This window comes from Halomicrobium urmianum (assembly GCF_020217425.1).
GTDB classification, from domain to species: domain Archaea; phylum Halobacteriota; class Halobacteria; order Halobacteriales; family Haloarculaceae; genus Halomicrobium; species Halomicrobium urmianum.
The window spans coordinates 1,193,558-1,215,999 of record NZ_CP084090.1 but is presented as its reverse complement, the minus strand read 5'-3'; the positions used below and the strand labels follow the sequence as shown (position 1 = coordinate 1,215,999).

The 22,442-nt window shown below is 68.1% G+C and carries 24 protein-coding genes and 1 pseudogene; 15 read left to right on the top strand and 10 right to left on the bottom strand.

The annotated features are described in order from the left end of the window. The first annotated feature begins 36 nt into the window (after positions 1-36). A complete protein-coding gene (locus tag LCY71_RS05780; protein WP_225335413.1) occupies positions 37-549 on the top strand; it encodes a DUF5813 family protein in 513 nt (170 codons plus the stop codon). 223 nt (positions 550-772) lie between these two features. Here LCY71_RS05780 and LCY71_RS05775 read toward each other — a convergent pair whose 3' ends face one another. Both LCY71_RS05775 and LCY71_RS05770 read right to left on the bottom strand, forming a co-directional pair. Further along, positions 773-1,003, bottom strand: coding sequence for an Lrp/AsnC family transcriptional regulator (locus LCY71_RS05775; protein WP_225335412.1), 231 nt, complete (start codon positions 1,001-1,003; stop codon positions 773-775). 1 nt (position 1,004) lies between these two features. Continuing rightward, on the bottom strand, positions 1,005-1,691 hold the full coding sequence (locus tag LCY71_RS05770) for a potassium channel family protein (RefSeq protein ID WP_225335411.1): 687 nt from the start codon (positions 1,689-1,691) through the stop codon (positions 1,005-1,007). Between the two features lie 85 nt (positions 1,692-1,776). Here LCY71_RS05770 and LCY71_RS05765 point away from each other — a divergent pair, with 85 nt between their 5' ends. Both LCY71_RS05765 and LCY71_RS05760 read left to right on the top strand, forming a co-directional pair. Further along, positions 1,777-2,007, top strand: a complete 231-nt coding sequence (locus LCY71_RS05765; RefSeq protein ID WP_225335410.1) for an Lrp/AsnC ligand binding domain-containing protein — start codon at positions 1,777-1,779, stop codon at positions 2,005-2,007. Between the two features lie 124 nt (positions 2,008-2,131). Beyond that, positions 2,132-2,452 (top strand): DUF7991 family protein, encoded by a 321-nt coding sequence (locus LCY71_RS05760; protein ID WP_225335409.1) that lies wholly within the window; start codon positions 2,132-2,134, stop codon positions 2,450-2,452. Positions 2,453-2,481: 29 nt separating this feature from the next. Here LCY71_RS05760 and tmk read toward each other — a convergent pair whose 3' ends face one another. Beyond that, a complete protein-coding gene (gene tmk, locus LCY71_RS05755) occupies positions 2,482-3,069 on the bottom strand; it encodes a dTMP kinase (protein ID WP_225335408.1) in 588 nt (195 codons plus the stop codon). A 194-nt stretch (positions 3,070-3,263) separates the two neighbouring features. Between tmk and LCY71_RS05750 the strand changes: the two genes are divergently transcribed. The 5 genes from LCY71_RS05750 (at position 3,264) to cofG (ending at position 7,990) form a co-directional block, all read left to right on the top strand. After that, entirely contained in the window at positions 3,264-4,166 is a 903-nt protein-coding gene (locus tag LCY71_RS05750) for a complex I NDUFA9 subunit family protein (protein ID WP_225335407.1), read from the top strand. A gap of 145 nt (positions 4,167-4,311) precedes the next feature. Continuing rightward, complete coding sequence (locus tag LCY71_RS05745) at positions 4,312-5,487, top strand: tubulin/FtsZ family protein (RefSeq protein ID WP_225335406.1); 1,176 nt, start codon at positions 4,312-4,314, stop codon at positions 5,485-5,487. A 7-nt stretch (positions 5,488-5,494) separates the two neighbouring features. Then, a complete protein-coding gene (locus LCY71_RS05740) occupies positions 5,495-6,235 on the top strand; it encodes a hypothetical protein (protein WP_225335405.1) in 741 nt (246 codons plus the stop codon). Next, on the top strand, positions 6,235-6,849 hold the full coding sequence (gene cofC, locus LCY71_RS05735; protein WP_225335404.1) for a 2-phospho-L-lactate guanylyltransferase: 615 nt from the start codon (positions 6,235-6,237) through the stop codon (positions 6,847-6,849). Before LCY71_RS05740 ends, cofC begins: the two co-directional genes overlap by 1 nt. Positions 6,850-6,883: 34 nt before the next feature. Next, entirely contained in the window at positions 6,884-7,990 is a 1,107-nt protein-coding gene (gene cofG / locus LCY71_RS05730; protein WP_225335403.1) for a 7,8-didemethyl-8-hydroxy-5-deazariboflavin synthase subunit CofG, read from the top strand. Positions 7,991-8,061: 71 nt separating this feature from the next. Here cofG and LCY71_RS05725 read toward each other — a convergent pair whose 3' ends face one another. The 5 genes and pseudogenes from LCY71_RS05725 to LCY71_RS05705 form a co-directional block, all read right to left on the bottom strand. Continuing rightward, positions 8,062-8,202, bottom strand: coding sequence for a hypothetical protein (locus tag LCY71_RS05725; RefSeq protein WP_225335402.1), 141 nt, complete (start codon positions 8,200-8,202; stop codon positions 8,062-8,064). A gap of 200 nt (positions 8,203-8,402) precedes the next feature. Beyond that, positions 8,403-8,552 (bottom strand): helix-turn-helix domain-containing protein, encoded by a 150-nt coding sequence (locus tag LCY71_RS21810; protein WP_444542726.1) that lies wholly within the window; start codon positions 8,550-8,552, stop codon positions 8,403-8,405. A 134-nt stretch (positions 8,553-8,686) separates the two neighbouring features. Beyond that, positions 8,687-9,053, bottom strand: a pseudogene (locus LCY71_RS21805) (helix-turn-helix domain-containing protein); the annotation flags it as partial. Positions 9,054-9,508: 455 nt separating this feature from the next. Further along, complete coding sequence (gene cofH / locus LCY71_RS05710) at positions 9,509-10,861, bottom strand: 7,8-didemethyl-8-hydroxy-5-deazariboflavin synthase subunit CofH (RefSeq protein ID WP_225335399.1); 1,353 nt, start codon at positions 10,859-10,861, stop codon at positions 9,509-9,511. A 40-nt stretch (positions 10,862-10,901) separates the two neighbouring features. Beyond that, on the bottom strand, positions 10,902-11,906 hold the full coding sequence (locus LCY71_RS05705; RefSeq protein WP_225335398.1) for a sodium:calcium antiporter: 1,005 nt from the start codon (positions 11,904-11,906) through the stop codon (positions 10,902-10,904). Between the two features lie 84 nt (positions 11,907-11,990). Between LCY71_RS05705 and LCY71_RS05700 the strand changes: the two genes are divergently transcribed. Next, the gene (locus LCY71_RS05700) at positions 11,991-13,019 is read left to right on the top strand and encodes a phosphoribosylaminoimidazolesuccinocarboxamide synthase (protein ID WP_225335397.1); all 1,029 of its coding nucleotides are present in this window, start codon (positions 11,991-11,993) and stop codon (positions 13,017-13,019) included. Between the two features lie 153 nt (positions 13,020-13,172). Further along, a complete protein-coding gene (locus LCY71_RS05695; protein ID WP_225335396.1) occupies positions 13,173-13,427 on the top strand; it encodes a hypothetical protein in 255 nt (84 codons plus the stop codon). Here the strand turns inward: LCY71_RS05695 and LCY71_RS05690 are convergent. Then, positions 13,409-13,795 carry a hypothetical protein gene (locus LCY71_RS05690; RefSeq protein ID WP_225335395.1) on the bottom strand — a complete coding sequence of 129 codons (387 nt, stop codon included), beginning with the start codon at positions 13,793-13,795 and terminating at the stop codon, positions 13,409-13,411. The two genes, LCY71_RS05695 and LCY71_RS05690, sit on opposite strands and share 19 nt — an antisense overlap. 150 nt (positions 13,796-13,945) lie before the next feature. On the opposite strand from LCY71_RS05690, the gene LCY71_RS05685 reads away from it, so the two are divergent. After that, positions 13,946-15,031 carry a Gfo/Idh/MocA family protein gene (locus LCY71_RS05685; protein WP_225335394.1) on the top strand — a complete coding sequence of 362 codons (1,086 nt, stop codon included), beginning with the start codon at positions 13,946-13,948 and terminating at the stop codon, positions 15,029-15,031. Positions 15,032-15,408: 377 nt separating this feature from the next. Further along, positions 15,409-16,677: a glycosyltransferase family 2 protein gene (locus LCY71_RS05680; protein ID WP_373325145.1), complete on the top strand. Its 1,269-nt coding sequence runs from the start codon at positions 15,409-15,411 to the stop codon at positions 16,675-16,677. 126 nt (positions 16,678-16,803) lie between these two features. Here LCY71_RS05680 and LCY71_RS05675 read toward each other — a convergent pair whose 3' ends face one another. Further along, on the bottom strand, positions 16,804-16,983 hold the full coding sequence (locus tag LCY71_RS05675; RefSeq protein ID WP_225335392.1) for a hypothetical protein: 180 nt from the start codon (positions 16,981-16,983) through the stop codon (positions 16,804-16,806). Positions 16,984-17,032: 49 nt separating this feature from the next. Between LCY71_RS05675 and LCY71_RS05670 the strand changes: the two genes are divergently transcribed. From LCY71_RS05670 to LCY71_RS05660, 3 genes are all read left to right on the top strand, one after another. Then, positions 17,033-17,368, top strand: coding sequence for a DUF5789 family protein (locus LCY71_RS05670; protein ID WP_225335391.1), 336 nt, complete (start codon positions 17,033-17,035; stop codon positions 17,366-17,368). A gap of 756 nt (positions 17,369-18,124) precedes the next feature. Next, positions 18,125-19,312: a glycosyltransferase family 2 protein gene (locus LCY71_RS05665; protein WP_225335390.1), complete on the top strand. Its 1,188-nt coding sequence runs from the start codon at positions 18,125-18,127 to the stop codon at positions 19,310-19,312. A gap of 462 nt (positions 19,313-19,774) precedes the next feature. Next, positions 19,775-22,399 (top strand): CARDB domain-containing protein, encoded by a 2,625-nt coding sequence (locus LCY71_RS05660; protein ID WP_225335389.1) that lies wholly within the window; start codon positions 19,775-19,777, stop codon positions 22,397-22,399. Positions 22,400-22,442 lie beyond the last annotated feature (43 nt).

Here is a 22,442-nt window from a genome sequence, read left to right as displayed (position 1 = left end):
ACGCGCTTTTCCAGCGGAACGCCCTATCGTGGTGTAATGAGCGAGGAGCTAGCGGACGTGGAGCGGACCTTCGAGCGGGCCGACGCCTACGCGCGCGACGGCGACGGGTTCCGGGTGACGACCACGGCGTTCGACGGGCGTGTCGAAATCGCCGACGCGCCGGAGTGGCGGATCGCCTACACCGTCACCGTCCGAGCGCCGACGCTGCGGGCGGCCACCGCGGACGAGGTTGGCGACGCCGTCCGCGACGGCTGGTTCGACACGCTCCGCCGACGCCTGGAGGACGCGCCGAAGGCGACCCGCGCGTCGGTCGACCTGGAGGAGTTCGCCGTCGTGCGCGATGGCGACGAGGTGGTCGTCACCTACGGCTTCGAGCTGGGAAGCGCCAGCCAGGCCGCCGACGTCGCGAAGGCCTTCGTCGAGTACGTCGAGGGCACCTACGTCGAGGGCGTGATCCCCGGCTACGAGTACGAGGGCGCCGTCGCCGACCTCGTCAGCGACGCCGCCAGCGGCGACGGGCACGGCCAGGCCGGCGGGACGCCGCTGTAGCGGTCGTCGAGCATCCGGCGGCCGAAGGCTGCCGGTTCACTTCCCGCGAGGGAGCGAAGCGACTGAGCGAGAAGGTAGTTTTTAGCGTAGATTTTCACGAGCCGAGCGGGACCGAAGGTCCCGCTGGCCGTGCGAACGGGCGGCTTCGCCGCCCGTGAGCAGAGAGTGGTTCCCGCAGGGCGCTCGAAGAGCGCCCGAGGAAACCCGACGAAGTAAAAAGGTACTATCCCATCGCGATGTAGGTCTGGGTGTCCTCGACGCCGTCGATGCCCTGGATCCGGGTGGCGGCGATGTCCTTGACCTCGGCGGGGGTGTCGACCTCGACCTTCGCGATGAGGTCGACGTCGCCGGCGACGATGTGGGCCTCGACGACGCCGTCGATGGCCTCGGTCTCGCTCTTGAGGCGGTCGGCGTCGCCGGTGTGGGCCTTGATCATGACGTAGGCGACGACCATCTCAGGCACCTCCCGCGGCCCTCGCGCGGCCGGTCTCGCCGACGACGATGCTGCGGACGTCCCCGAGGACGTCGAAGTCCGCGAGGACGACCATGGAGTCGCCCAGTTCGAGCGTGTCGTCCTCGCCGGGGAGGCGGAGCGCTTCGTCCTCCTTGCCGTACGCGAGCAGACGGGCGTTGGCGGGCAGTTCCAGTTCGGAGATGCTGTAGCCGGCCATCGGTGACTGCTCGGTGATGGTGAACTCGACGAGCTGGAGGTTCTCGTCGACGTCGGCGACGGCGCGGATGTTGCCGCCCAGCAGCGCGTTCTTCGCGGCGATGGCGCCGAGGCGCTCGGGGTAGATGACCTCGTCGACGTCCTGGGCGTACTTGCGGTATATCTCCTCGCGGTAGTCCTCGTCGATGCGCATGACGGTCCGGCAGCCGAACTCCTTGGCGATCATGCAGGCGACGAAGTTGTCGTTCAGGTCGCCGGTGAGCGCGCCGATGGCGTCCGCGGCTTCCAGATCAGTCTCTTCTAGCGTCTCTTCCAGGGCGCCGTCGCCCTCGATGACCTCGAATCCCTCCTCGCGAGCGCGGGACACCTTCGTGGGGTCCTGCTCGACGATGACGACCTCGTGGCCGCTCTCGCCGAGCACCCGGGCGGTCCGGAGCCCGACGCGACCGGCACCCACGATAACGAATCGCATACACACCCGTACGAGACGGCGGTGGATAAATGTACCCCGCGGTCGCGGGGGAAGTTTTTTCGCGTTACCACACCCCACACTCCCCATGGTCAGTGCCTATCTCATGATCAAGACGGCGGCCGGGAAGTCGGCCGACCTGCTGACCGCCATCGAGGAGCAGGAGGGCGTCCACGAGGCCCACATCGTCGCCGGCCAGTACGACATCATCGCCGAGGTCGGCGGGGAGAACGTGTACGACGTGGTCCACGCCGCGTCGACGGACGTCAGGAACCTCGACGGCGTCGTCGACACGCGGACCTACATCTGCCTCGACTAGCGGAGACACTGAAACCCGAGGCCACCGGTTCGGGGCCGATCAGGCGTCGCGCTCCGCTGCGCCGTCCGCGGTGGCGTCCGCAGCGTGTAGTAACGGCAAAGGTCCTCGCCCCGCAACTGGCGACATGGTCAGCGTCGTGGGGCTCGCCGGGCTGCTCGTCATCGTGCTGGTCAACAGCGCCGTCACCGCGCTCCTGACCCGGTTCTTCCGCGTGCGACTGGACACGAGCTGGGGGAGCATGCTGTACGCGCTGCTGATCTCGCCGGTCGTCTGCCTGATCCTGCTCCTGGTCCTGTCCGGCGTGCTCGGCCTGGGCGAGAACCTCGGCAGCAGGGCGGCGGCCGTGGCACTCACGGTCCTGCTGCCCGTGGCCGTCGGGATCACCTTCGACTACCTCTGGATGCCCGCGCCCGAGGAAGTGGAACTGCCCGAGGCGGCGCAGTAGGCGGGTGGGAAAGTAGCGGACGCCGCCGATCAGCTTTCGATGCAGTCGCGGACGGCCGACGCGACGGCGTCGCGGACCTCCGCCGCGGGTCGGGTCGCGTCGATCCGGACGAACCGATCGGGCTCGGCCTCGATCAGGCGCTCGTAGTTCTCGCGGACGTCGGCGAGGTACTCGGCGGTCTCGAACTTGTTGGTCGCGCCGCTGCGGTCGGCGGCGGTCTCCGGGTCGACGTCGAGGTAGACGGTGGCGTCCGGCGGTCGGGTAAACGGCTCGTGAATCCCGCGGACGTACTCCAGGGGGTCGTCGACGACGCCCTCCAGCGTGGCCCCCTGGTAGGCGTACCGGGAGTCGGAGTAACGGTCCGAGACGACTACCGTGTCCTCTGCCAGGGCCGGACGGATCGTGTCGCTGAGGTGGGCCGCGTGGTCGGCCGTGTAGAGGAACAGTTCGGCGAGCGGGTCCGCGTCGTCGTCGGCGATGGAGCGCTCGACCGCCTCGCCGTACCACGAGTCGGTCGGTTCGCGCGTGAAGACGGCGTCGGCGTCGATGACCTCGCGGAGGTGCTCCCAGGCGGTCGTCTTGCCGCTGCCGTCCAGCCCCTCCAGCGTGACGAGCATACCCGCTCCTCGCACCCCCGGCACGTAAACCGACCGGAGGGCGACGGGAGCGCCTGCACGTACCCGTCGTAGAAATTGAACGCAATGGCACACTCGAATGGCATCCGGGTGCCCGCCGACGTGCAAATAGTTTCAATTCCTGCTGTAACCGCGTTCGGACTAGCTTTACGTCGGATACCTTCGAAGGACCGAACATGAACGTTCTGGTGGTCGGCGGGAGCGGCTTCATCGGCCAGCACCTGTGTCGAGAACTCGACGAACGGGGCCACGATGTGACGGCCCTCGCGCGGTCGCCGGGAGACGCCGACCTCCCGGCGGGCGTCGAGACGTCCCGTGGCGACGTGACCGACTACGATTCCATCGAGGGCGCCTTCGAGGGGCAGGACGCGGTCGTCTACCTGGTGTCGCTGTCGCCGCTGTTCAGGCCCGACGGCGGCGACGAGATGCACGAGCGGATCCACCTCGGCGGGACGGAGAACTGCGTCCGGGCCGCCGAGGAGCACGGCGTCGAGCGATTCGTCCAGATGAGTGCGCTCGGGGCGGACTCCCGAGCGCCGACCCACTTCCTCCGGTCCAAGGGTCGGGCGGAGGACGTCGTCCGGAACTCGGACCTGGACTGGGTGATCTTCCGGCCCTCGGTCGTCTTCGGCGAGGGCGACGAGTTCGTCGGCTTCACCAAGCGGCTGAAGAGGATGTTCGCGCCGGGGCTGCCGGTCTATCCCCTGCCCGGTGGGGGCGACCAGACGCGGTTCCAGCCCGTCTGGATCGGCGACTTCGCGCCGATGATCGCCGACGCGGTCGAGGACGACGAACACGTCGGCGAGGCTTACGAGATCGGCGGCCCGGAGACGCTGACCCTGCGGCAGGTGACCGATCAGGTCTACGAGTCCGAGGGGCGGTCGATCAGGATCGTCCCGCTCCCGATGGGGCTGGCGAAAGCCGGGCTTACCGTCATGGGTACGGTCGGCCTTCCGCTGGGGTCCGACCAGTATCGTTCTCTGAACATCGACAACACCACGGCGGACAACGACGTCGACGCGTTCGGCGTCGACCAGAGCGAACTGCTGCGCCTGTGGGACTACCTCACGACGGCCTGAGCGGGGCCACCGCCGGCCACGGCGTCTCTCGCGCCCGTCACGTCGCCGTCTTGCGATTTGTTGGCCGCGGTGAAGGTCGGCTGAGCGCGGCAAAAGGCTTTTACGCGCATTCCGTCATGGGAGTTTTAAGCGGAGACTTCAATCAATGAAACTCGCGATGATCGGCTTCGGGCAGGCCGGCGGAAAAATCGTGGACAAGTTCCTCGAGTACGACGAACGGACGAACTCGGGGATCGTCCGCGCGGCCGTCGCGGTCAACACCGCGAAGGCCGACCTGCTCGGGCTCGACAACATTCCGGAGGAGAATCGGGTCCTCATCGGGCAGGCACGCGTCAAGGGGCACGGCGTCGGCGCCGACAACGAACTCGGCGCGGAGATCGCCGAAGAGGACATCGACGAAATTCAGGGGGCCATCGACAACATCCCGGTCCACGAGATCGACGCCTTTCTGGTCGTCGCCGGGCTCGGCGGGGGCACCGGTTCCGGCGGCTCTCCGGTCCTCGCGAAGCACCTCCAGCGCATCTACACCGAACCCGTCTACGGCCTGGGCGTGCTGCCCGGCAGCGACGAGGGCGGCATCTACACGCTCAACGCCGCCCGGTCGTTCCAGACGTTCGTGCGCGAGGTAGACAACCTCCTGGTGTTCGACAACGACGCCTGGCGGAAGACGGGCGAGTCCATGGAGGGCGGCTACGACCACATCAACGAGGAGATCGTCCGCCGGTTCGGCGTCCTGTTCGGCGCCGGCGAGATCGGCTCCGGCGACAACGTCGCCGAGAGCGTCGTCGACTCCTCCGAGATCATCAACACCCTCTCGGGCGGCGGCGTCTCAACTGTGGGATACGCCTCCGAGGACGTCGAGCTCTCCTCGGGCGGCGGCGGCCTCCTGTCGCGGTTCAAGGACGACGACGGCGGCGAGATGGACACGGCCAACACGACCAACCGCATCACGTCGCTGGTCCGCAAGGCCGCGCTGGGTCGGCTCACGCTGCCCTGCGAGATCGACGGCGCAGAGCGGGCCCTGCTCGTGATGGCCGGTCCCTCCGCCCACCTCAACCGGAAGGGCATTGAGCGCGGCCGCAAGTGGCTCGAGGAGCAGACCGGTTCTATGGAGGTCCGGGGCGGCGACTACCCGACCAACGAGCCCCGCGTCGCCGCGGCGGTGCTCCTCTCGGGCGTCCACAACGTCCCACGCGTGAAGGAACTGCAGCAGGTCGCCATCGAGGCCCAGGAGAACATCGACGACATCCGCCAGGAGAGCGAGGACAACCTCGAAGAGCTGGTGGAAGATGACGAGGATGAACTTGACCCGCTGTTCTAGGCTCGCAGTGGCGCTGCTGTGCGTGGTCCTGCTCGCCACCGGTGTCGCCAGCGCCTTCTCCGTCTCCGCGGACGGGGTGCCCTCCAGCGCGGCCGTCGGCGAGGAGGTCAGCGTCACCTACACCGTCGACGACCCCTTCACAGACGCGCCCAGCGAGTGGACGCTGAACGCGACGACGGAACTGGAGAACGTCGGCTGGACCGTGACGGTCCTGCGGGCCGGCAACCCCATCGACGACGGGGAGACGACCTACGGGGACCAGTCCTTCGAGCGCGACCTCAGCGTCGACAACAACGGCGACCAGGTCCGGATCGAACTGACCGGCGAGGTCCCCGAGGTCGAGAACTTCACCTACGAACCGCGCGAGGAGTTCGTGGTGGCCTCGCTGGAGCGAGTCACCGGCAACAACGCCGAGGAGTTCCGCAACGACACGGCCCACCACTACACCGAGGACAGCCGGGCGGCCCGCCAGTCCATCGAGGACGCCGAGTCCGCCATCGACGCCGCGGGCGGCCACGACGAGGCCGGGAACCTCCGGGACAACGCTGTTTCCGCGTACGAGGTCGGGAACTTCGGCAACGCCCAGGACCTCGCCGAGGAGGCCGAGTCCAAGGCTCAGTCGGCCCAGCAGTCCCAGCAGACGATGCAGCTGGCCCTGATGGCCGTCGGCGCGCTGCTGGTGATCGCGCTGGTCGCCGGCGGGATCTACTACTGGCGGTCCCAGGGGGACGAGTACAGCAAGCTCTGATGCGCGTCGTCGTCCCGTTCGACGCCACCGAGCCGAAAACGCGCCTCTCTCCCGTTCTCTCGCCCGACGAGCGCCGCGAGTTCGCGACGGTGCTGCTCGGCGACGTGCTGGACGCGATAGCGGCGGCGGACGTCGAGACCGACGTCGAGGTCCTGGCCACGGCCGACGTGGACTGCGACGCGCCCGTGACCGTCGACGACCGGCCGCTGGACCCGGCGATCAACGACCGCCTCGAGGCGGGGCCGCTCGCGGTGGTGATGGCCGACCTCGCGCTGGCGACGCCCGCCGCGATCGAGCGGCTGTTCGCGCCCGACGCCGGTGTCGTACTGGCACCGGGGCTGGGCGGCGGGACGAACGCCTTCGTCGCCCGGACCGACGACTTCCGCGTCGACTACCACGACGCGTCGATCCGTGACCACCGCGAGAACGCGAACGCCGTCGGCTCCGTCGCCGAGGTCGACTCGTTCCGGCTGGCGGTCGACGTCGACGAACCGGACGACCTCGCCGAGGTGCTGCTGCACGGCGCGGGCGAGGCGCCCGACTGGCTCCGCGAGCGCGGGTTCGCGGTGGCGACGGACGGCCGCACCGGCGTCGGGCGCGACGGCGAGGACTGAACCATTTTTGGCGTCGGCGGTCAGAGGAGTGGACGTGATTCCCGGTGCCGACGAGTACGACGTTGCCGTCGCTATCGACGAGGCCGAGGTCGAGCGACTGCTCGACGCGTCGCCCGACGACGTGGCGGCCGCCGACGAACTCTCCTTCTCGCGGAACGTGTTCGTCCCGCTGACGACTGCCTGCCGGTACACCTGCACGTACTGCACCTACTACGACCCGCCGGGTCAGGCCGAGTTGATGACGCCCGACGAGGTCCGCGAGACCTGCCGCCGGGGCGCAGACGCGGGCTGTACGGAGGCGCTCTTCACCTTCGGCGACGACCCGGACGACCGCTACGACGGGATCTACGAGCAACTGGCCGACCTGGGCCACGACTCGATCCACTCCTACCTCAGGGAGGCCTGCGAGATCGCGCTGGCAGAGGGGCTGCTGCCCCACGCCAACCCGGGCGACCAGACGCGCGAGCAGATGGCCGAGGTCGCGGACGTCAACGCCTCCATGGGCGTGATGCTGGAGACGACCGCGGACGTGCGCGCCCACGGCGGCCCCCGTGCGAAGTCGCCCGGCCAGCGGCTCAACACGCTGGACGTGGCGGGGGAACTGGGCGTCCCGTTCACGACGGGCATCCTCGTCGGCGTCGGCGAGGACTGGCGAGACCGGGCCGAGAGCGTCCTGGCCATCCGGGCGATGCACGAACGCCACGGCCACGTTCAGGAAGTGATCGTCCAGCCCGTCGTCGAGAACGAGCGCTGGGACGGCGGCAGCCCCGACCTTGAGACCATGCGTCGAGTGACGGCGATGGCCCGCGTCGGCCTCCCCAGCGAGGTGTCCGTCCAGGTGCCGCCGAACCTCGCGCCCGCGCGGGACCTGACCGACTGCGGGATCGACGACCTCGGCGGCGTCTCGCCGGTGACGGTCGACCACATCAACCCCGAGTACGAGTGGCCCGCCCTGCAGGAGTTGCGGGCCGTCGCCGACAGCGCCGGCGTCCCCCTGCGCGAGCGCCTGCCCGTCTACGAGCGTTACGTCGACGAGGAGTGGTGCTCCGACCGGATCCGCGCCGCTATCGACGCGGACGATGCGGCGGGCGAGCGCTACCGCGCGGTGCTGGAGCGCGGAGAGAACCCCGTCCAGCCCTGACCTCGGGGACGGCAGCGGCTACCGGGGTACCGATCGACGTCGAAAAGAGCGCGTTCGGGAGACCGCGTCGCTCAGAAGCCGGCGGGGAAGACCTTCGCGGGCGACTCCTCCTCGTCGTCGGCGTCGCGGCCGCGGGCCGGCGCGGCGGTTCGGGTTCGGACGTTTCTCCGCAGGTCGTCGGCGAACAGCTTCACGTGCTGGAACTTGTTCATACCTGAACGAGGCGTCGCACACGTATAAGTAGAGTGATGTACTATGCCGGGACGATCGTGTAGGTATTCACTGAACCTCCACGTCGACGCGTATCAAAACCATTCAGGACGATTTGTGATACCATGGCGCGGCCACAAAATAACATTATATATCTGGTACGTCTGGTCGGGAGTCGCCGTCTCGGGTCGGCCCGTCGCGATCAGTCCGGCCCGCGGCCTTCCCGGACGAACCGGGAGAACACCCGGGACTCGATCTTCCGGAGGTGTTCGCCGACGGTGGAGGCCGTCGTCCCGACCCGCTCGGCGACGTCCTCGTGGGTGGCCTCGCGGGGATTCCGGTAGTAACCCAGGCGGACGGCAGCGTCGAGGATCTCCGCTGGCGGTCGGTGAGGTCGGCGAAGGGGTCGTCGCCGTCGGGCGGGCGCTCGCCGGTCGAGAGCATCTCCACGTCGTAGGCGTCCGTGTCTGGCGGCATCGCGTCGGCGACGTTGGCCTCGTCTCCCGCGAGGGTGATCAACAGCGACCCGTCCTCCTCGACCTCGACGGGCATCTCCACGATGGCCTCGGATTCCTCGCGGCGGCGAACCACGCGCTCCGTCAGCGGGGCCGGCTCGAAGTGCGTGTACGAGTACCACCACCCCTCTGCGCCCGTGACGGCGAAGTCGACGACGTGCTCGCTGGTCTCGAGGATCTTATCGGTCCTGATCACCGCGCGCCTCGGCGAGCATGACGGCCGTCCCGTCGGCCAGCAGGTCCAGCTGGTGGATCGCGCCGCGGATCACGTCGGAATCCTCCGCCAGTCGCTCCCCGAGCGGGTGGAACGCGGTCCCCTCCCGCGGCGTCACCCGCATCTCGACGTAGCGCATGCGCGGCGCTACCGGCGGAGCAGCCAAATAACTCTCGCAAGAACGGACCCCGAAGCCGGGCGGAACCGCCAGGGCGGTAGCCCGCGAACGTCCACGCAGGGTGCCCCGACCGGTGGCGACCAGACCGCCGCCGGGACGTCGGCCTCGCGGAGCGGGGCGTCTACGACGCCGTCGGACTGAGCGCGTCGGCGGACGCGTGCCGGACCGCCGACCGGCCAGACGCCCGACCGTCGGCAACGTTTGATGTAAATTGAGGTGAAAATAGATCGCAATTATTAGGTTCCCGGGGAGGAAATCCGGGAGTGCCCGGATCCGCCTCTGACTGCCATCCCGGGCACCAGTCCCGCCGTCCGTCGCACTGCCCGGCGGCGGACGGGTCGACTCGTCTGCTCAGTGACGATCGCGACTGGTCCCTGGGCGACCGCGGGACGCGGTCGCCCTCATAACATTGGCGTGCCGTCGGCGCGCGGGCCGAGCGTCGGACCGAACGGCGGGTCGTCCGGATCGATCCGGCGGCGCTGCTCGTAATCGGTCGAGCGTTCGACGGGTTCGCGGCCGATCGCGGTGATCATCTCGACGTAGTCGGCGACCGAGCGGACCTCGCCGTAGTCGCCGCCGGCGCGCTTGGTGATCTCCTCGGAGAGGATCGTCCCCATGAAGTCGTCGGCCCCGCAGTTGAGCAACTTGAGTCCCTTCGCGTCGCCGAACTTCACCCACGAGGACTGGACGTGCTCGATATTGTCGAGGAACAGCCGCGAGACCGCGATCATCAGTTCGTCCTCGGCGTCGCTGGCGCCGCGTTCGACCATCCCCTCCTCGTAGAGGGGCGTCTCCTCGTGGACGAACGAGAGGGGAACGAACTCCGTAATCGCCCCCGTCCGGTCCTGTAGCTCGCGGATTCGCTGGAGGTGCACGACGCGGTGCATCTCGTTCTCGACGTGGCCGTACATGATGGTCGCGGTGGTATCGAGGCCGACGTTCGCCGCGGCTTCCATCGCTTCGAGCCACTCGTCGGTGCGAATCTTGCCCGGGCAGATCACCTCCCGGACCTCGTCGACGAGCACTTCCGCCGCGGTGCCCGGCACCGAGTCGAGGCCGGCCTCTTTCAGGCGGCCGTAGACCTCCTCGTAGTCCCAGTCGGTGCCGCGGCGGGCGTGGTAGGCCTCCTCGGGCGTCACCGAGTGGACGTGGACGTCGCCGACGGACATCGCGCTGATCTGCTCGCAGTAGGTGCCCGGATCCCCCTCGTACTCCTCGGGCGGGCGGTAGTTCAGGTCCTCGCGGCCGCTCGCTTCGAGGATCTCTCGGTGTTCGTCGTCCAGCGCGAACGCCGGGTGCAGTCCCGACACCGAACACACCTCGTAGATGCCCATCTCCAGCGCGTCGGCGACGATCTCGCGGGACTCCGCCGGCGTCTTCGTGAACCCGCCGTGGTCGTCGTCGTTCGCCGCGCGGAACTGCTCGGAGCGGTCCTTGAAGTTGCAGAACAGACAGCCCGTGTTGCAGGCGGTGGTGACGTTGTTGTTGAGGTTCGCGACGAACGTGACCTCGTCGCCGACCACCTCGGCGCGGCGGCGGTCGGCCGCCTCCAGAACCTGTTCCTTGCGCTCGGGGTCGATGCCCGGGCGAGCGGTGCCGGTCGTCATCAGCTCGACGCCGTCGGCGACCGACAGTCGCTCGCCGCTCCGGGCCTTCGCCAGCGCGTTCTCGAAGGACTGGTCCGTCCGGGGGCGGTGGTCGAAGTCGAACTCGCCCCGCGGAACGTTCGCCGTCTTCTCGAAGGCGTCCGCCATCCAGCGGACGGACGGTCCTCCCGGGCAAAAACATGGCGGGTCAGGCGCCGGGGACGGCGTCGATCAGGCCCAGTACCTCGCCGACCATCCAGCAGACGAACAGCGCGTAGGTGACCAGCAGGCCGTAGGCCTCCGGCGTGGACAGCGAGAGATCGGTCCGCAGGAGCGCGAACAGGATCACCGTCGCCAGCGTCAGGAAGCCCAGCATCGGCACCGCGACCGCGAAGTCGATCGTGGCCGCGCCCGCGATCAGGACGCCGACGGGGATCGCGACCAGCAGGTCGAACGTGTTGGAGCCGAGGACGTTCGCCAGGCTGGTGACGTGGCGGTCGGCGCGCGCGGCCCGGACGCTGACCAGCGTGTCCGGCAGGCTCGTCGCGGCGGCGAGGACGGTGATGCCCAGCAGGAACTCCGAGGCGTCGTAGGTATGCCCGATGGACCGGAGCGCGTGGACCATGCCCTCGATCGCGACGAGGATGGTCGCCAGGCCCAGAACCAGCAGCCCCCACTGGGTGACGACGCTGATCTGTTCGGGCGGGTCCTCCGGCTGGTGCTCGGCGGTGTCGGCCCACTGAGTGAAGAGGTAGAGGCCGTAGAGCGCCAGCGGGATGGCCGCGAGTTCCCGCGTGACCGTGCCCCGCAGGCCCGCAGCCGGGACGTAGATGACCGCCAGCGCGAAGGTGATGACCATCGCCGAGACCGCGATCATGTAGAACTGGGCCTCCTTGTAGACGAGCGTCCGGCTGGCCTCGACGTCCTCCGGGGTCGCGATGCCGGCGACGGCCGGGATCACCAGGACGTTGAAGATGGCCGAGCCGACGATGCCGCCGACGCCGAGGTTGAACGACCCCGCGAGGGCCGCGACGACGACGGTCGCGAGCTCCGGGAAGCTGGACCCGACTGCGGCCACGACGGCGCCCTGGACGACCAGCGGCAGGCCGTAGTACGTCGAGAGCCGTTCGCTCGCGCCCTCCAGCCAGCCGCTGCCGAAGTAGATGGCGACCGTCGCCCCGACCACGACGGCGACGTTCGTCAGCACGCTCATGGACGGGGTTCGCGCGCCCGGACAAAGTGCGTGTCGCGCCCGGAAACACAAACCGCTTAGTCGCGGGAGCGAAAGGAACCGCCAATGACCAGCGTCAAGGAGTTTCGCGTGGACGAGCCCGCGAGCCCCGGCGAACTGGGCCGCGGGTCGTTCGTGTTCACCGACGACTACTCGGTCTTCGACTGGGGCAAGATGCCCGACGAGATTCCGGACAAGGGCGCTTCCCTCTGCACGATGGGCGCGTTCAACTTCGAACTGCTGGAGGCCAACGACATCCCCACCCACTACGAGGGCGTAGTTATCGACGACGAGACCGTCGACCTCGGCGAGGCGCTCGCCGCGGGCGCGACGCCCGAGGAGATGGCCATCTCGCTGACGCAGGTGCCCGACCTCCCCTTCGCGGACGGCGAGTACGACTACGACGCCTACCACGAGGAAGCGGGCGAGAACTACCTCGTCCCCCTGGAGATCGTCTTCCGGAACCGCGTGCCCGTCGGCTCGTCGCTCCGCGAGCGCACCGACCCCGCCGACCACGGGCTCGACCACGACGAGTGGCCCGACGAGGTCGTCGACCTCAACGAGCCCGTGGTCGAGTTCTCCACGAAGTACGAGGAGCAGGACCGCTACCTCGACCGCGAGGGGGCCGACGCGGTCGCGGGCGAGGCGTCGATCGACCGCCTGGAGGAACTGGCCCGTGCCGTCAACTACGTCGTGACCGAGCAGGCCAGCGAGGCCGGACTCGTCCACGAGGACGGCAAGATCGAGTGCCTCTACCACGAGGGGGAGATCCGCGTCGCCGACGTCGTCGGCACCTTCGACGAGAACCGCTTCTCCTACGACGGCCAGCAGGTCTCCAAGGAGGTCGTCCGCCAGTACCACAAGCGCACCCAGCCCGAGTGGGTCGAGGCCGTGGGCGAGGCCAAGGAACGCGCCGACGAGGAGGACGTGGCCGACTGGAAGTCCCTCTGCGAGGAGTCCCCCGAACCGCTCGACGACGACGTGATTCGGGCCGCGCGCGACCTCTACTGCGCCGGCACTAACGCCTACGTCGGGCAGGACGTCTTCGAGGCCCCCTCGCTGCCCGAGGCCGTCGACGCGGTCCGGTCCCTCTGAGGACCGCCACTGCGACTCGGATATTCGCCGGCCGCCTCCGGTACGGACGAGCCCGCTGGTCCCTCACGTGCCGGGACACCAGACAGTCGATCCCACTGCGGGACTGATCAACTGGTAAATAGGTATATGTGGCGACATGGCATACCACCGTCTATGTCTCCGGAATACAAGCAGCCGGCCGAGGAGGAGCGCCGCCAGCTGGTGGTCGACCAGTTACGTGAACTCACGAAGCGCGTCGAGACGGCCGAACGGCGGGTCACACAGGTCGAGAACGCGCTCTGTGCGGTCGCACAGGAGGCGAGCGACGTCTCGGTGAGCCACGCGTGCAACCGCTGCGAGAAGAGCCTCCTCATCGTACGGAACGGCTCCATGCGCTGTCCGCGCTGTAACTACTCGCGGTCGATGTGATCCCCCGACCCCGGGGCGTCTCCGGGGCCGGTCGCCCGTCCCAGCAGCTCTTCGTCGAGGACGACCGTCTCGGCGTCGTCCGTCTCGAACCACAGGACGACCCCGGCGTTCGCGAGCGCCGGGAGGTGCCGCGCCACGAGGCGCTCGCGGGCCGGCGCCGGATCGACCTCGTCCAGCGCCGCGTTGCTGCGGGTCGACGCGATGGCCCGTGCGACGGCGCCCAGCGCCGCGACGCCCCCGCTCTCAAGCAGGTACGCGACGACGGCCCGACACCACCAGCACTCGACGTCGAGGTCCTCCTCGTCGACCGACGGCCGCACGGCCGGCGGAGTGTGCGGTCCCGTGCTATCGCGTCCGGCGTCCTCCATGGGCGTGCCTTCGCCTCCCTCCTATGAATTACTGGGGCCGGGAAATCGCTCCCCGATCGCCGCGTGCCACCTTCGGCGGCTGCCGGAGGTGCCGTCTGTGAGCCACCGTCCCGTCCAATCTTTTTGGCAATGCGATACGTTGGTTTCGGTATGTCCGTAGACAGCGCGCCGGTGCGACTCGGTATCGTCGGTCTCGGATTCATGGGGAGCACCCACGCCACCAACGCCGAGGAGTTCGGCCACGACGTCGTCGCCGGGGCCGACGTGGCCCAGAGGCCCCGCGAGGACTTCGCGGAGGCCTTCGGAGCGACGACCTACGAGGACCCGGAGGCGATGTACGACGGGGAGGACCTGGACGCCGTGGCCGTCTCGACGCCCAACGCCTTCCACGAGGAGGCGGTCGTCCCGGCCCTGGAACGGGACCTGAACGTCCTCTGCGAGAAGCCGCTCGCCGACGGCCTGGAGAGCGCTGAACGCATCGCCGCCGCGGCCCGCGACTCCGACGGCTTCTGTGCGGTCAACTTCCACAACCGCATCTCGACCGGCGCCGAGGTCTTCACGGGCTACCGCGAGGCGGGCCGCTTCGGCGAGATCACCCACGTCCAGGCCAACTACGTCCGCTCGCGGGGCATCCCCGGCGTGGGTTCGTGGTTCACCAACGAGGACCTCTCCGGCGGCGGCGCAGTCATCGACATCGGCGTCCACGCCATCGACCTGGCACTGTACCTGATGGGCTTTCCCCGCGTCGAGGAGGTGCTCGCAGTCACGCGGGACAACTTCGGCACCGATCCGGACTACGTCGACCCGGAGGACTGGTACGACGCCATGGACGAGGCCGTCTTCGACGTCGAGGACTCCGCGACCGCGCTGATCAAGTGCGCCGGCGACCGGACGGTCTCGCTGGAGGTGTCCTGGGCGGCCAACCAGACCGAGACCCAGGAGTTCGTCGTCCGCGGGACGGAGGGCGGTGCGCGACTGGATCTCGGCGGCGAGGACCTCGCGATGATCGACGACGGCCACGAGGGCGTCGATCACCTCGTCGAATCGGAGGTCACCACGGGGTCGCTCGAACACACCGGCTGGGAGGGAAGCGACAAGCTTTTTCTCGACGCCGTCGCCGAGGAGGACGCACCGGACCTCAACACCGTCGAGCAGGGCCTGACAGTCCAGCGCGTCATCGACGGCATCTACCGTTCCGCCGCCGAGGGAACGGCCGTCTCCGTAAACGACGAGTGAGCGGCCCCGCCGCCGCTCCGCTTCCCTCGTCAACCGCGGGTCCGTCCACTGGCAGCCTCGGGAACGGGCCCGACCGGAGCGGCCGCGACCGCCAGCCGAATATATAACAAAAATATTATATAATGGACTTTATTCGGAGATTTAACACTGGAAAGGATATTGTCCGAATTAGCTACGCGAATTCGGCTATCAGAGGCTCCAGACGGCGCATGTAGGATCGGCAAAATGATCGGGTGTCTGATAGCTATTTGTCAGGTCCGTCGGTCATACGCAAACATGGGTCGGTATCCGAGACCTGTCCGCAGTTCGGCGCTGAAGTGCATCGGGTGCAACGCGCCGGTCGTCGAGACAGTAGACGGTAGGTACGCGTGTGTGGAATGTGGGGAATCGCCGATCAACGGAAAAGACGTCGAACCGGCGCAACCGTGAGCCAGACGACCGACAGTTCGGGGAGCGGACCGTCGCCGTCGCTGCAGCGGGAGGCGTCGGCCGACGAGTACATCGTCGGTGAGGGCAGCGAGGTCACGCCGGTGTTGAGCGTCGTGATGCCGACGCTCAACGAGGAGGAAGGCATCGTCGAGTGCATCGACTGGATCAAGACCGCCGTCGGCGAGCTCGAGGTGCCCACGGAGATCGTCGTCTCCGACAGTTCCACTGATCGGACGCCCGAGCTGGCCGAGGAACGCGGCGCGATCGTCGTCACGCCGGACGAACCCGGCTACGGCTACGCCTTCCGCTACGCCTTCGAGCGAACTCGCGGGGAGTTCATCGTCATGGGCGACGCCGACACCACCTACGACTTCGAGGAGATTCCGCGCCTGCTCGAACCAGTCCGCGAGGGCGAGGCCGACATCTGCATGGGCAGTCGCCTCGAGGGAGAGGTCAGGGACGGCGCGATGCCGCCGCTGCACCAGTACGTCGGGAACCCGCTGCTGACGCGGTTCCTGAACACGTTCTACGACGCCGGCGTCAGCGACGCCCACAGCGGCTTCCGCGTGTTCTCACGGGAAGCCCTGGAGACGCTGGACCTGGAGACGACGGGCATGGAGTTCGCCAGCGAGATGATCATGGACGCCGGCGCGAAGGGCCTCGAGATAGCGGAGGTGCCGATCGTCTACCACGAGCGCGAGGGCGAGGAGACGCTGGACAGCTTCAGCGACGGCTGGCGCCACGTCCGGTTCATGCTCGTCAACGCGCCGGGCTACCTCTTTTCCGCTCCGGGGCTCCTGCTGGGGCTGTTCGGCGCCGCCGTCATGGGACTGGCCTACGGAGGCGTCCCGATCAACGGGGTGAACTTCGGGGTCCACTCGATGATAGCGGGGAGCCTGTTCCTGATCGCCGGGCCGCAGGCGTTCTCGCTGGGCGTGTTCGCCACCGTCGGCACGGACCCCATCCAGCGCCCCGACGACGCCCTCACCAGCTGGATCGTCGAGAACGCGACGCTGGAGCGCGGCGCGACGCTCGGCACCGTCGTGTTCGCGCTCGGTGCGGTCCAGGCCGGCTATCTCGTCTGGACGTGGGTGACCAGCGGCTTCGGCAACCTCTCGTTCACGCTGGGGTCGATGGTCGCGTTCACCGCGCTGGTCGTCGGAATGCAGACCTTCTTCGGCTCGTTCTTCCTCAGCGTCGTCGGCGACCGGCAGTGAAAACCGCGGGGCGACCGTCCTCGGCCAGCGCCGGTCGCCGACTCGTCTCCGGGCGAACGCCGGGAAAAGTATTAGGCGTCTAGCATATCCACGTCGGGGCCGTGAATAGTGTATACCTATGAGTCGCTATCCGAGGCCCGCCCGTAGCTCCGCGCTGAAGTGCATCGACTGTAACGCGCCGGTCGTCGAGACCGTGGACGGCGGGTTCGCGTGCGTGGACTGCGGGGAGTCGCCGATCAGCGCGAAGAGCGTCGGATCGACGACGTCCAGCGCGGACTGAAGCGTCGATTCCCTCCCGGGCGGCACTGTGGGTAACGGCCACAGGGTTATCCCCTTCGCTCTCCTACATCGCGGGATGGCAGACGACAAATCGGGCCGAGACAAACAGGCGGCCGACGAGGAGCGACGCCAGCGCGAGCGGGACATGCGGGAAGCGCGCGACCGCGCCGACGAACCGGAACCGATGGACGCCGAGTCCAGCGAGCGACTCGGCGACCTGGACGAGGCGCTCGAAGGCCTCGACTACCCGACGACCGCGGCGGAACTGATCGACGCCCACGGCGACCGCAAGGTCGAGACGCAGTCCGGATCGACATCCGTCGCCGAGGTACTCGCCGAGGCCGACGACGACGAGTCCTACGAGTCCCCCGACGACGCCCGCAACCGGATCCAGGGCCTGATACATCGGTAAGGGAGTTGGCGTAGCCGGTCCGCGCCGACCTCGTCGCCGGGCGTCTCGAACGCTGACCGCCGGTTCTTCCCACCCGCCGGTTCTCCTCCGCCGGAGCCCCTCAGAGCGGCCGCTGTCAGGGCGATCGTCTCGCGGTCGGCGCCGGTCGGCGAGGTCGATCACCGTCTCGCCGGCGGGTCGTCCGGCATCGTCGCCTCCAGCCAGCGCGTCGGCGGGCCCGGAGCGAGCACCGGCCGTCACCGACGCCGTCGATCGGTCGGGCTGGTCGCCGCGGCGACGCTCCCCGTCGCCCGCCGGCTCGCCGAACAGTCGGCCTCTACTATCACACAGTTAACTAGTATGTGATGATATCTATAGTGAGTTTGCTGGAACGTAGATAGTTCGCAACTGGCACCCGTCCGGTGGCAACGCGTCTCTCGTAGTGCGTCCCCGGCGCTCGACGAAGCGTCGGACATAAACTGTAATTTACGTGTGTACGTGTGCGTCGATCGACGTATTGCGAAAACGCAGCTCTATCCGGTGTCTCGACCTTTCCGCACCGTTCACCTGCCAAAAAATAACGTCGGCTCCAGTAGCTATATACCACATCAATCAATGAATAAACAGCATGGGTCGGTATCCGAGACCCGTCCGCGGCTCGGCGCTGAAGTGCACCGACTGTAACGCGCCGGTCGTCGAGACCGTGGACGGCGGGTTCGCGTGTGTGGAACGTGGGGAATCGCCGATCAACGAAGCGGACGCGAAACCGGCGCAACCGTGAGCCAGACAGTCGACTCCGGGCACGCGCCGTCGCTGCAGCGGGAGGCGTCGGCCGACGAGTACATCGTCGGCGAGGGCAGCGAGGTCACGCCGGTGTTGAGCGTCGTGATGCCGACGCTCAACGAGGAGGAGGGCATCGTCGAGTGCATCGACTGGATCAAGACCGCCGTCGACGAGCTCGAAGTGCCCACGGAGATCGTCGTCTCCGACAGCTCGACCGATCGGACGCCCGAACTGGCCGAGGAACTGGGAGCGATCGTCGTCACGCCGGACGAACCCGGCTACGCCTACCGCTACGCCTTCGAGCGAACTCGCGGGGAGTTCATCGTCATGGGCGACGCCGACACCACCTACGACTTCGAGGGGATCCCGCGGCTCCTGGAGCCGGTCCGCGAAGGGGACGCGGACATCTGTATGGGGAGCCGGCTGGACGGCGAGATCTGTTCCGGCGCGATGCCGCCGCTGCACCAGTACGTCGGGAACCCGCTGCTGACGCGGTTCCTGAACACGTTCTACGACGCCGGCGTCAGCGACGCCCACAGCGGCTTCCGCGTGTTCTCACGGGAAGCCCTGGTGACGCTGGGCCTGGAGACGACGGGCATGGAGTTCGCCAGCGAGACGATCATGGACGCCGGCGCGAAGGAACTGGACATCCGGGAAGTCCCGATCGTCTATCACGAGCGCGAGGGCGAGGAGACGCTGGACAGCTTCAGCGACGGCTGGCGCCACGTCCGGTTCATGCTCGTCAACGCGCCGGGCTACCTCTTTTCCGCTCCGGGGCTCCTGCTGGGGCTGTTCGGCACCGTGGTCATGGGACTGGCCTACGGAGGCGTCCCGATCAACGGGGTGAACTTCGGGGTCCACTCGATGATAGCGGGGAGCCTGTTCCTGATCGCCGGGCTGCAGGCGTTCTCGCTGGGCGTGTTCGCCACCGTCGGCACGGACCCCATCCAGCGGCCGAACGACGCGCTGACGAACTGGATCGTCGAGAACGCGACGCTCGGCATCGTCGTGTTCGCGCTCGGTGCGGTCCAGGCCGGCTATCTCGTCTGGACGTGGGCAGCCAGCGGCTTCGGCAACCTCTCGTTCACGCTGGGGTCGATGGTCGCGTTCACCGCACTGGTCGTCGGGATGCAGGCCTTCTTCGGCTCGTTCTTCCTCAGCGTCGTCGGCGACTGCAGCTGACGACCGGCGAACGGCCGACCGATCCAGTTGGTCGGCCGTGATCGCCGCGCCCGGTTCGCACCCGGTCCTCGAGCGCGGTGATGCGGCGAGTTGCCCCTCCCGAACCCGTCCGACGGACCGGCGCCGCGTCGTCAGTTCGCTACTGCCGAGATGTCGATCAGTTCTATCTCGCCGACGTTTCTCTGCTGCTTCCGTCTCAGATATCCACATATTGCAGCTAGTTGGTTGCCATAACATTTCGCCTGACGTATCCAGCGACCCGTATCACGACAGTCAGCTAGTCACTACGAATCGTCATACTCGGACTATCGGACCGCACAGAGCCGATTACCAAGAGTTGGTTGCTCCTCTTCCAGCGTGTACGGCATGAATACAAAACCGATCCGTACGGAATACAGACGGAATAGACGCCGCTCGGTCGGGCACCGGACCGAGCTGGACGGGAGTGAGTAACCGGAACCGATGATGCGGGATTCCAGAGCACGATTCACGAAGGTCGCGGCGGTCGGGATGGCGGTCGCCGTCGTCCTGTCGGTCCTCGCGCCGGTCGGAATGGCCGCGCCAGAGAACCTCTCGGTGTCGCAGTCGGAGACGGCGGTGACGGCGGCGCCCGGAGAGAACGTCACGCTGACGACGACGATGGAGGCGACGAACGCGAGTGCGCCGCGCGCCTCGGTACAGTTGCCCGGAAACTGGTCCGGGTCGATCGCTGACTACTCGTCGGGCGGGAGTCCGAAGCCGCCCATCGGGACGGCGAACGTCCTCGAGGTCATCTGGCTCGGCGCGGGCACGCACGAGGTGACCTACGAGGTGCAGGTGCCCGCCGACGCCGCCCCCGGCGAGTACGCGGTCGACGCGACCGGCTCGGTGATCGATCCCAGCAGCGGCGGGTTCGTCAACGAAACCGCCGCGACGACGATCACCGTCGAGGGCGAGCCGACGGAGTCGACGTCACCTGACTTCCGTGTCTCTGGCGTCGACGTGCCCGGCAACGTCACGCGCGACGACACCGTCGACGCGTCCGCGGAGATCACCAACGCGGGCGGCCAGTCGGACACCCAGACGGTGGAGTTCCGGCTGGACGCCGACCGGGACGCGACGCTCGAGGAGAACGAGACGCTCGGCGCCGAGAACGTGACCCTCGACGCCGGCGCGTCGGCGTCGGTCGACCTCGCCGGCTTCGGCACGACCGACCTGGCGCCCGGCACGTACGTCTACGCCGTGATCACGGCCAACGACTCGACGACGGGCGTGATCAACGTCACCGAGGGCGAATCGGAGCCCGAACCGGACGCGGCGACCTTCGAGGCGTCGAACCTCACCGCGCCGGCCAACGTGACCCAGGGCGACCTGATCGACGTCTCCGCCGACGTGACCAACACGGGCGAGACCAACGGCACCCAGACGGTCGCGCTCCTGTTCGACGTGAACGGCGACGGCCAGCTCTCGGAGAACGAGGTCGCCGGCGCGACGGAGGTCGCCCTCGACGCCAACGAATCGACGACGGTCACGTTCCAGGACCGCAACACGAGCACGCTGGCGCCCGGCGAGTACGCCTACGGCGTGTTCACGGCTAACGACTCGGCAACGGGCGTGGTCACGGTCACCGAGGGCGACCCTGACCCCGACCCGAAGCCCGATCCGGCCACCTTCGAGGTATCCGGTCTGACCGCACCGGATAGCGTCGCTCAGAGCGAGTCCTTCGACGCCTCCGTCACCGTCTCCAACGCCGGTGACGAGAACGGCACCCAGACCGTCGGGCTCCGCGTCGACGCCGACGGCGACGGCGAACTGAGCGACGACGAGACCGTCCGGACGCGCGAGATTGCCCTCGACGCCGGCGAGTCGACGACCATCTCCGCGGAGGACGTGAACACCAGCGACCTGGAACCCGGCGAGTACACCTACGGCGTGTTCACGGCCAACGACTCCGCGACGGGTGCGATCACCATCACCAGCGATGAATCGGAGCCCGAACCGGAACCCGAGCCCGAACCCGGCGCTGCCACCTTCGAGGTGTCCGACCTGACGGCGCCGGATAAAGTCGCCAAAGGCGAGGCGTTCGACGCCTCCGTGACGATCGCCAACGTCGGCGACGAGAGCGGCACCCAGGCCGTCGAGCTCCGGGCCGCCCACGTCAGCGACGGCGACCTGACGGGCGACGACCCGCTCCGGACCTGGGACGTGTCGCTCGACGCCGGGGAATCGACGACCATCACGGCCGAGGACGTCGACACCAGCGGCCTGAAACCGGGCAAGTACCGCTACGGCGTGTTCACGGCCAACGACTCCGCGACCGGTACGATCGTGGTCACCGGCGCGAAGAAGAAGCCCGAGCCCGAACCCGGCGCAGCCACCTTCGAGGTGTCCGACCTGACGGCGCCGGACACCGTCACCCGCGGTGAGAAGATCGACGCCTCGGTCACGGTCACCAACACCGGCGAGACCGACGGCACGCAGACGGTCGCACTCCGCGCTGACGCCGACGGCGAACTGAGCGACGACGAGACCGTCCGGACGCGCGAGGTCGCCCTCGACGCCGGCGAGTCGACGACCATCACCGCGGAGGACGTCGACACCGGTAGCCTGGCACCCGGCGAGTACGCCTACGGCGTGTTCACGGACAACGACTCCGTGACGGACACGCTCACCGTCGAGGCCAAGCAGGACGACGGTGACGACGCCCGGTACTACCAGGTCGACCTCGTTCGCGGCGAACCGCTCGAGGAGCTGGGCCCCGCCGACAGCGACAACTTCTACAGCGATCAGGCGCGGCTCATCCAGCACATGCACGGCAGCACCGAGGATCCGGTGACCCGCCGAGGTCGCCCCTCGACGCTCGACAGCGACACGAGCGAGTGCGTCGCCGACGAGACCATGGAAGTCGACGGCGACACCGCCTCGGTCACCGTCACCGTCGAAGAAGGCTGTGAACTGACCGTCTCGATGGTCAGCTACGACAAGCCCGACGCCGGCTGGAGCCGCGAGATGGCGGACCAGCAGGAGCTGATCGACTCGACGACGAAGACGCTCGGCCCCGGCACCCACGAGCTGACCGTCGAACTGCCCACCGAGACCGACGAGTAACGCGTCGATCGACGACGACCCGGGTCCGACCGGGACTTCTTTT

What these genes read in the sequence shown, in the direction of transcription:
- cofH (WP_225335399.1), bottom strand. Translation starts at nt 10,861, where the DNA reads ATGGCGGACGCCTTCGAGAAGACGGCGAACGTTCCGCGGGGCGAGTTC.
- LCY71_RS05705 (WP_225335398.1), bottom strand. Translation starts at nt 11,906, where the DNA reads ATGAGCGTGCTGACGAACGTCGCCGTCGTGGTCGGGGCGACGGTCGCC.
- LCY71_RS05670 (WP_225335391.1), top strand. Translation starts at nt 17,033, where the DNA reads ATGGCAGACGACAAATCGGGCCGAGACAAACAGGCGGCCGACGAGGAG.
- cofC (WP_225335404.1), top strand. Translation starts at nt 6,235, where the DNA reads ATGCGCGTCGTCGTCCCGTTCGACGCCACCGAGCCGAAAACGCGCCTC.
- LCY71_RS05685 (WP_225335394.1), top strand. Translation starts at nt 13,946, where the DNA reads ATGTCCGTAGACAGCGCGCCGGTGCGACTCGGTATCGTCGGTCTCGGA.
- LCY71_RS05775 (WP_225335412.1), bottom strand. Translation starts at nt 1,003, where the DNA reads ATGGTCGTCGCCTACGTCATGATCAAGGCCCACACCGGCGACGCCGAC.
- LCY71_RS05750 (WP_225335407.1), top strand. Translation starts at nt 3,264, where the DNA reads ATGAACGTTCTGGTGGTCGGCGGGAGCGGCTTCATCGGCCAGCACCTG.
- LCY71_RS05765 (WP_225335410.1), top strand. Translation starts at nt 1,777, where the DNA reads ATGGTCAGTGCCTATCTCATGATCAAGACGGCGGCCGGGAAGTCGGCC.
- LCY71_RS05695 (WP_225335396.1), top strand. Translation starts at nt 13,173, where the DNA reads ATGTCTCCGGAATACAAGCAGCCGGCCGAGGAGGAGCGCCGCCAGCTG.
- LCY71_RS05780 (WP_225335413.1), top strand. Translation starts at nt 37, where the DNA reads ATGAGCGAGGAGCTAGCGGACGTGGAGCGGACCTTCGAGCGGGCCGAC.
- LCY71_RS05770 (WP_225335411.1), bottom strand. Translation starts at nt 1,691, where the DNA reads ATGCGATTCGTTATCGTGGGTGCCGGTCGCGTCGGGCTCCGGACCGCC.
- LCY71_RS05680 (WP_373325145.1), top strand. Translation starts at nt 15,409, where the DNA reads ATGTGGGGAATCGCCGATCAACGGAAAAGACGTCGAACCGGCGCAACC.
- LCY71_RS05700 (WP_225335397.1), top strand. Translation starts at nt 11,991, where the DNA reads ATGACCAGCGTCAAGGAGTTTCGCGTGGACGAGCCCGCGAGCCCCGGC.
- LCY71_RS05690 (WP_225335395.1), bottom strand. Translation starts at nt 13,795, where the DNA reads ATGGAGGACGCCGGACGCGATAGCACGGGACCGCACACTCCGCCGGCC.
- tmk (WP_225335408.1), bottom strand. Translation starts at nt 3,069, where the DNA reads ATGCTCGTCACGCTGGAGGGGCTGGACGGCAGCGGCAAGACGACCGCC.
- LCY71_RS05660 (WP_225335389.1), top strand. Translation starts at nt 19,775, where the DNA reads ATGATGCGGGATTCCAGAGCACGATTCACGAAGGTCGCGGCGGTCGGG.
- LCY71_RS05725 (WP_225335402.1), bottom strand. Translation starts at nt 8,202, where the DNA reads ATGAACAAGTTCCAGCACGTGAAGCTGTTCGCCGACGACCTGCGGAGA.
- LCY71_RS05760 (WP_225335409.1), top strand. Translation starts at nt 2,132, where the DNA reads ATGGTCAGCGTCGTGGGGCTCGCCGGGCTGCTCGTCATCGTGCTGGTC.
- LCY71_RS05745 (WP_225335406.1), top strand. Translation starts at nt 4,312, where the DNA reads ATGAAACTCGCGATGATCGGCTTCGGGCAGGCCGGCGGAAAAATCGTG.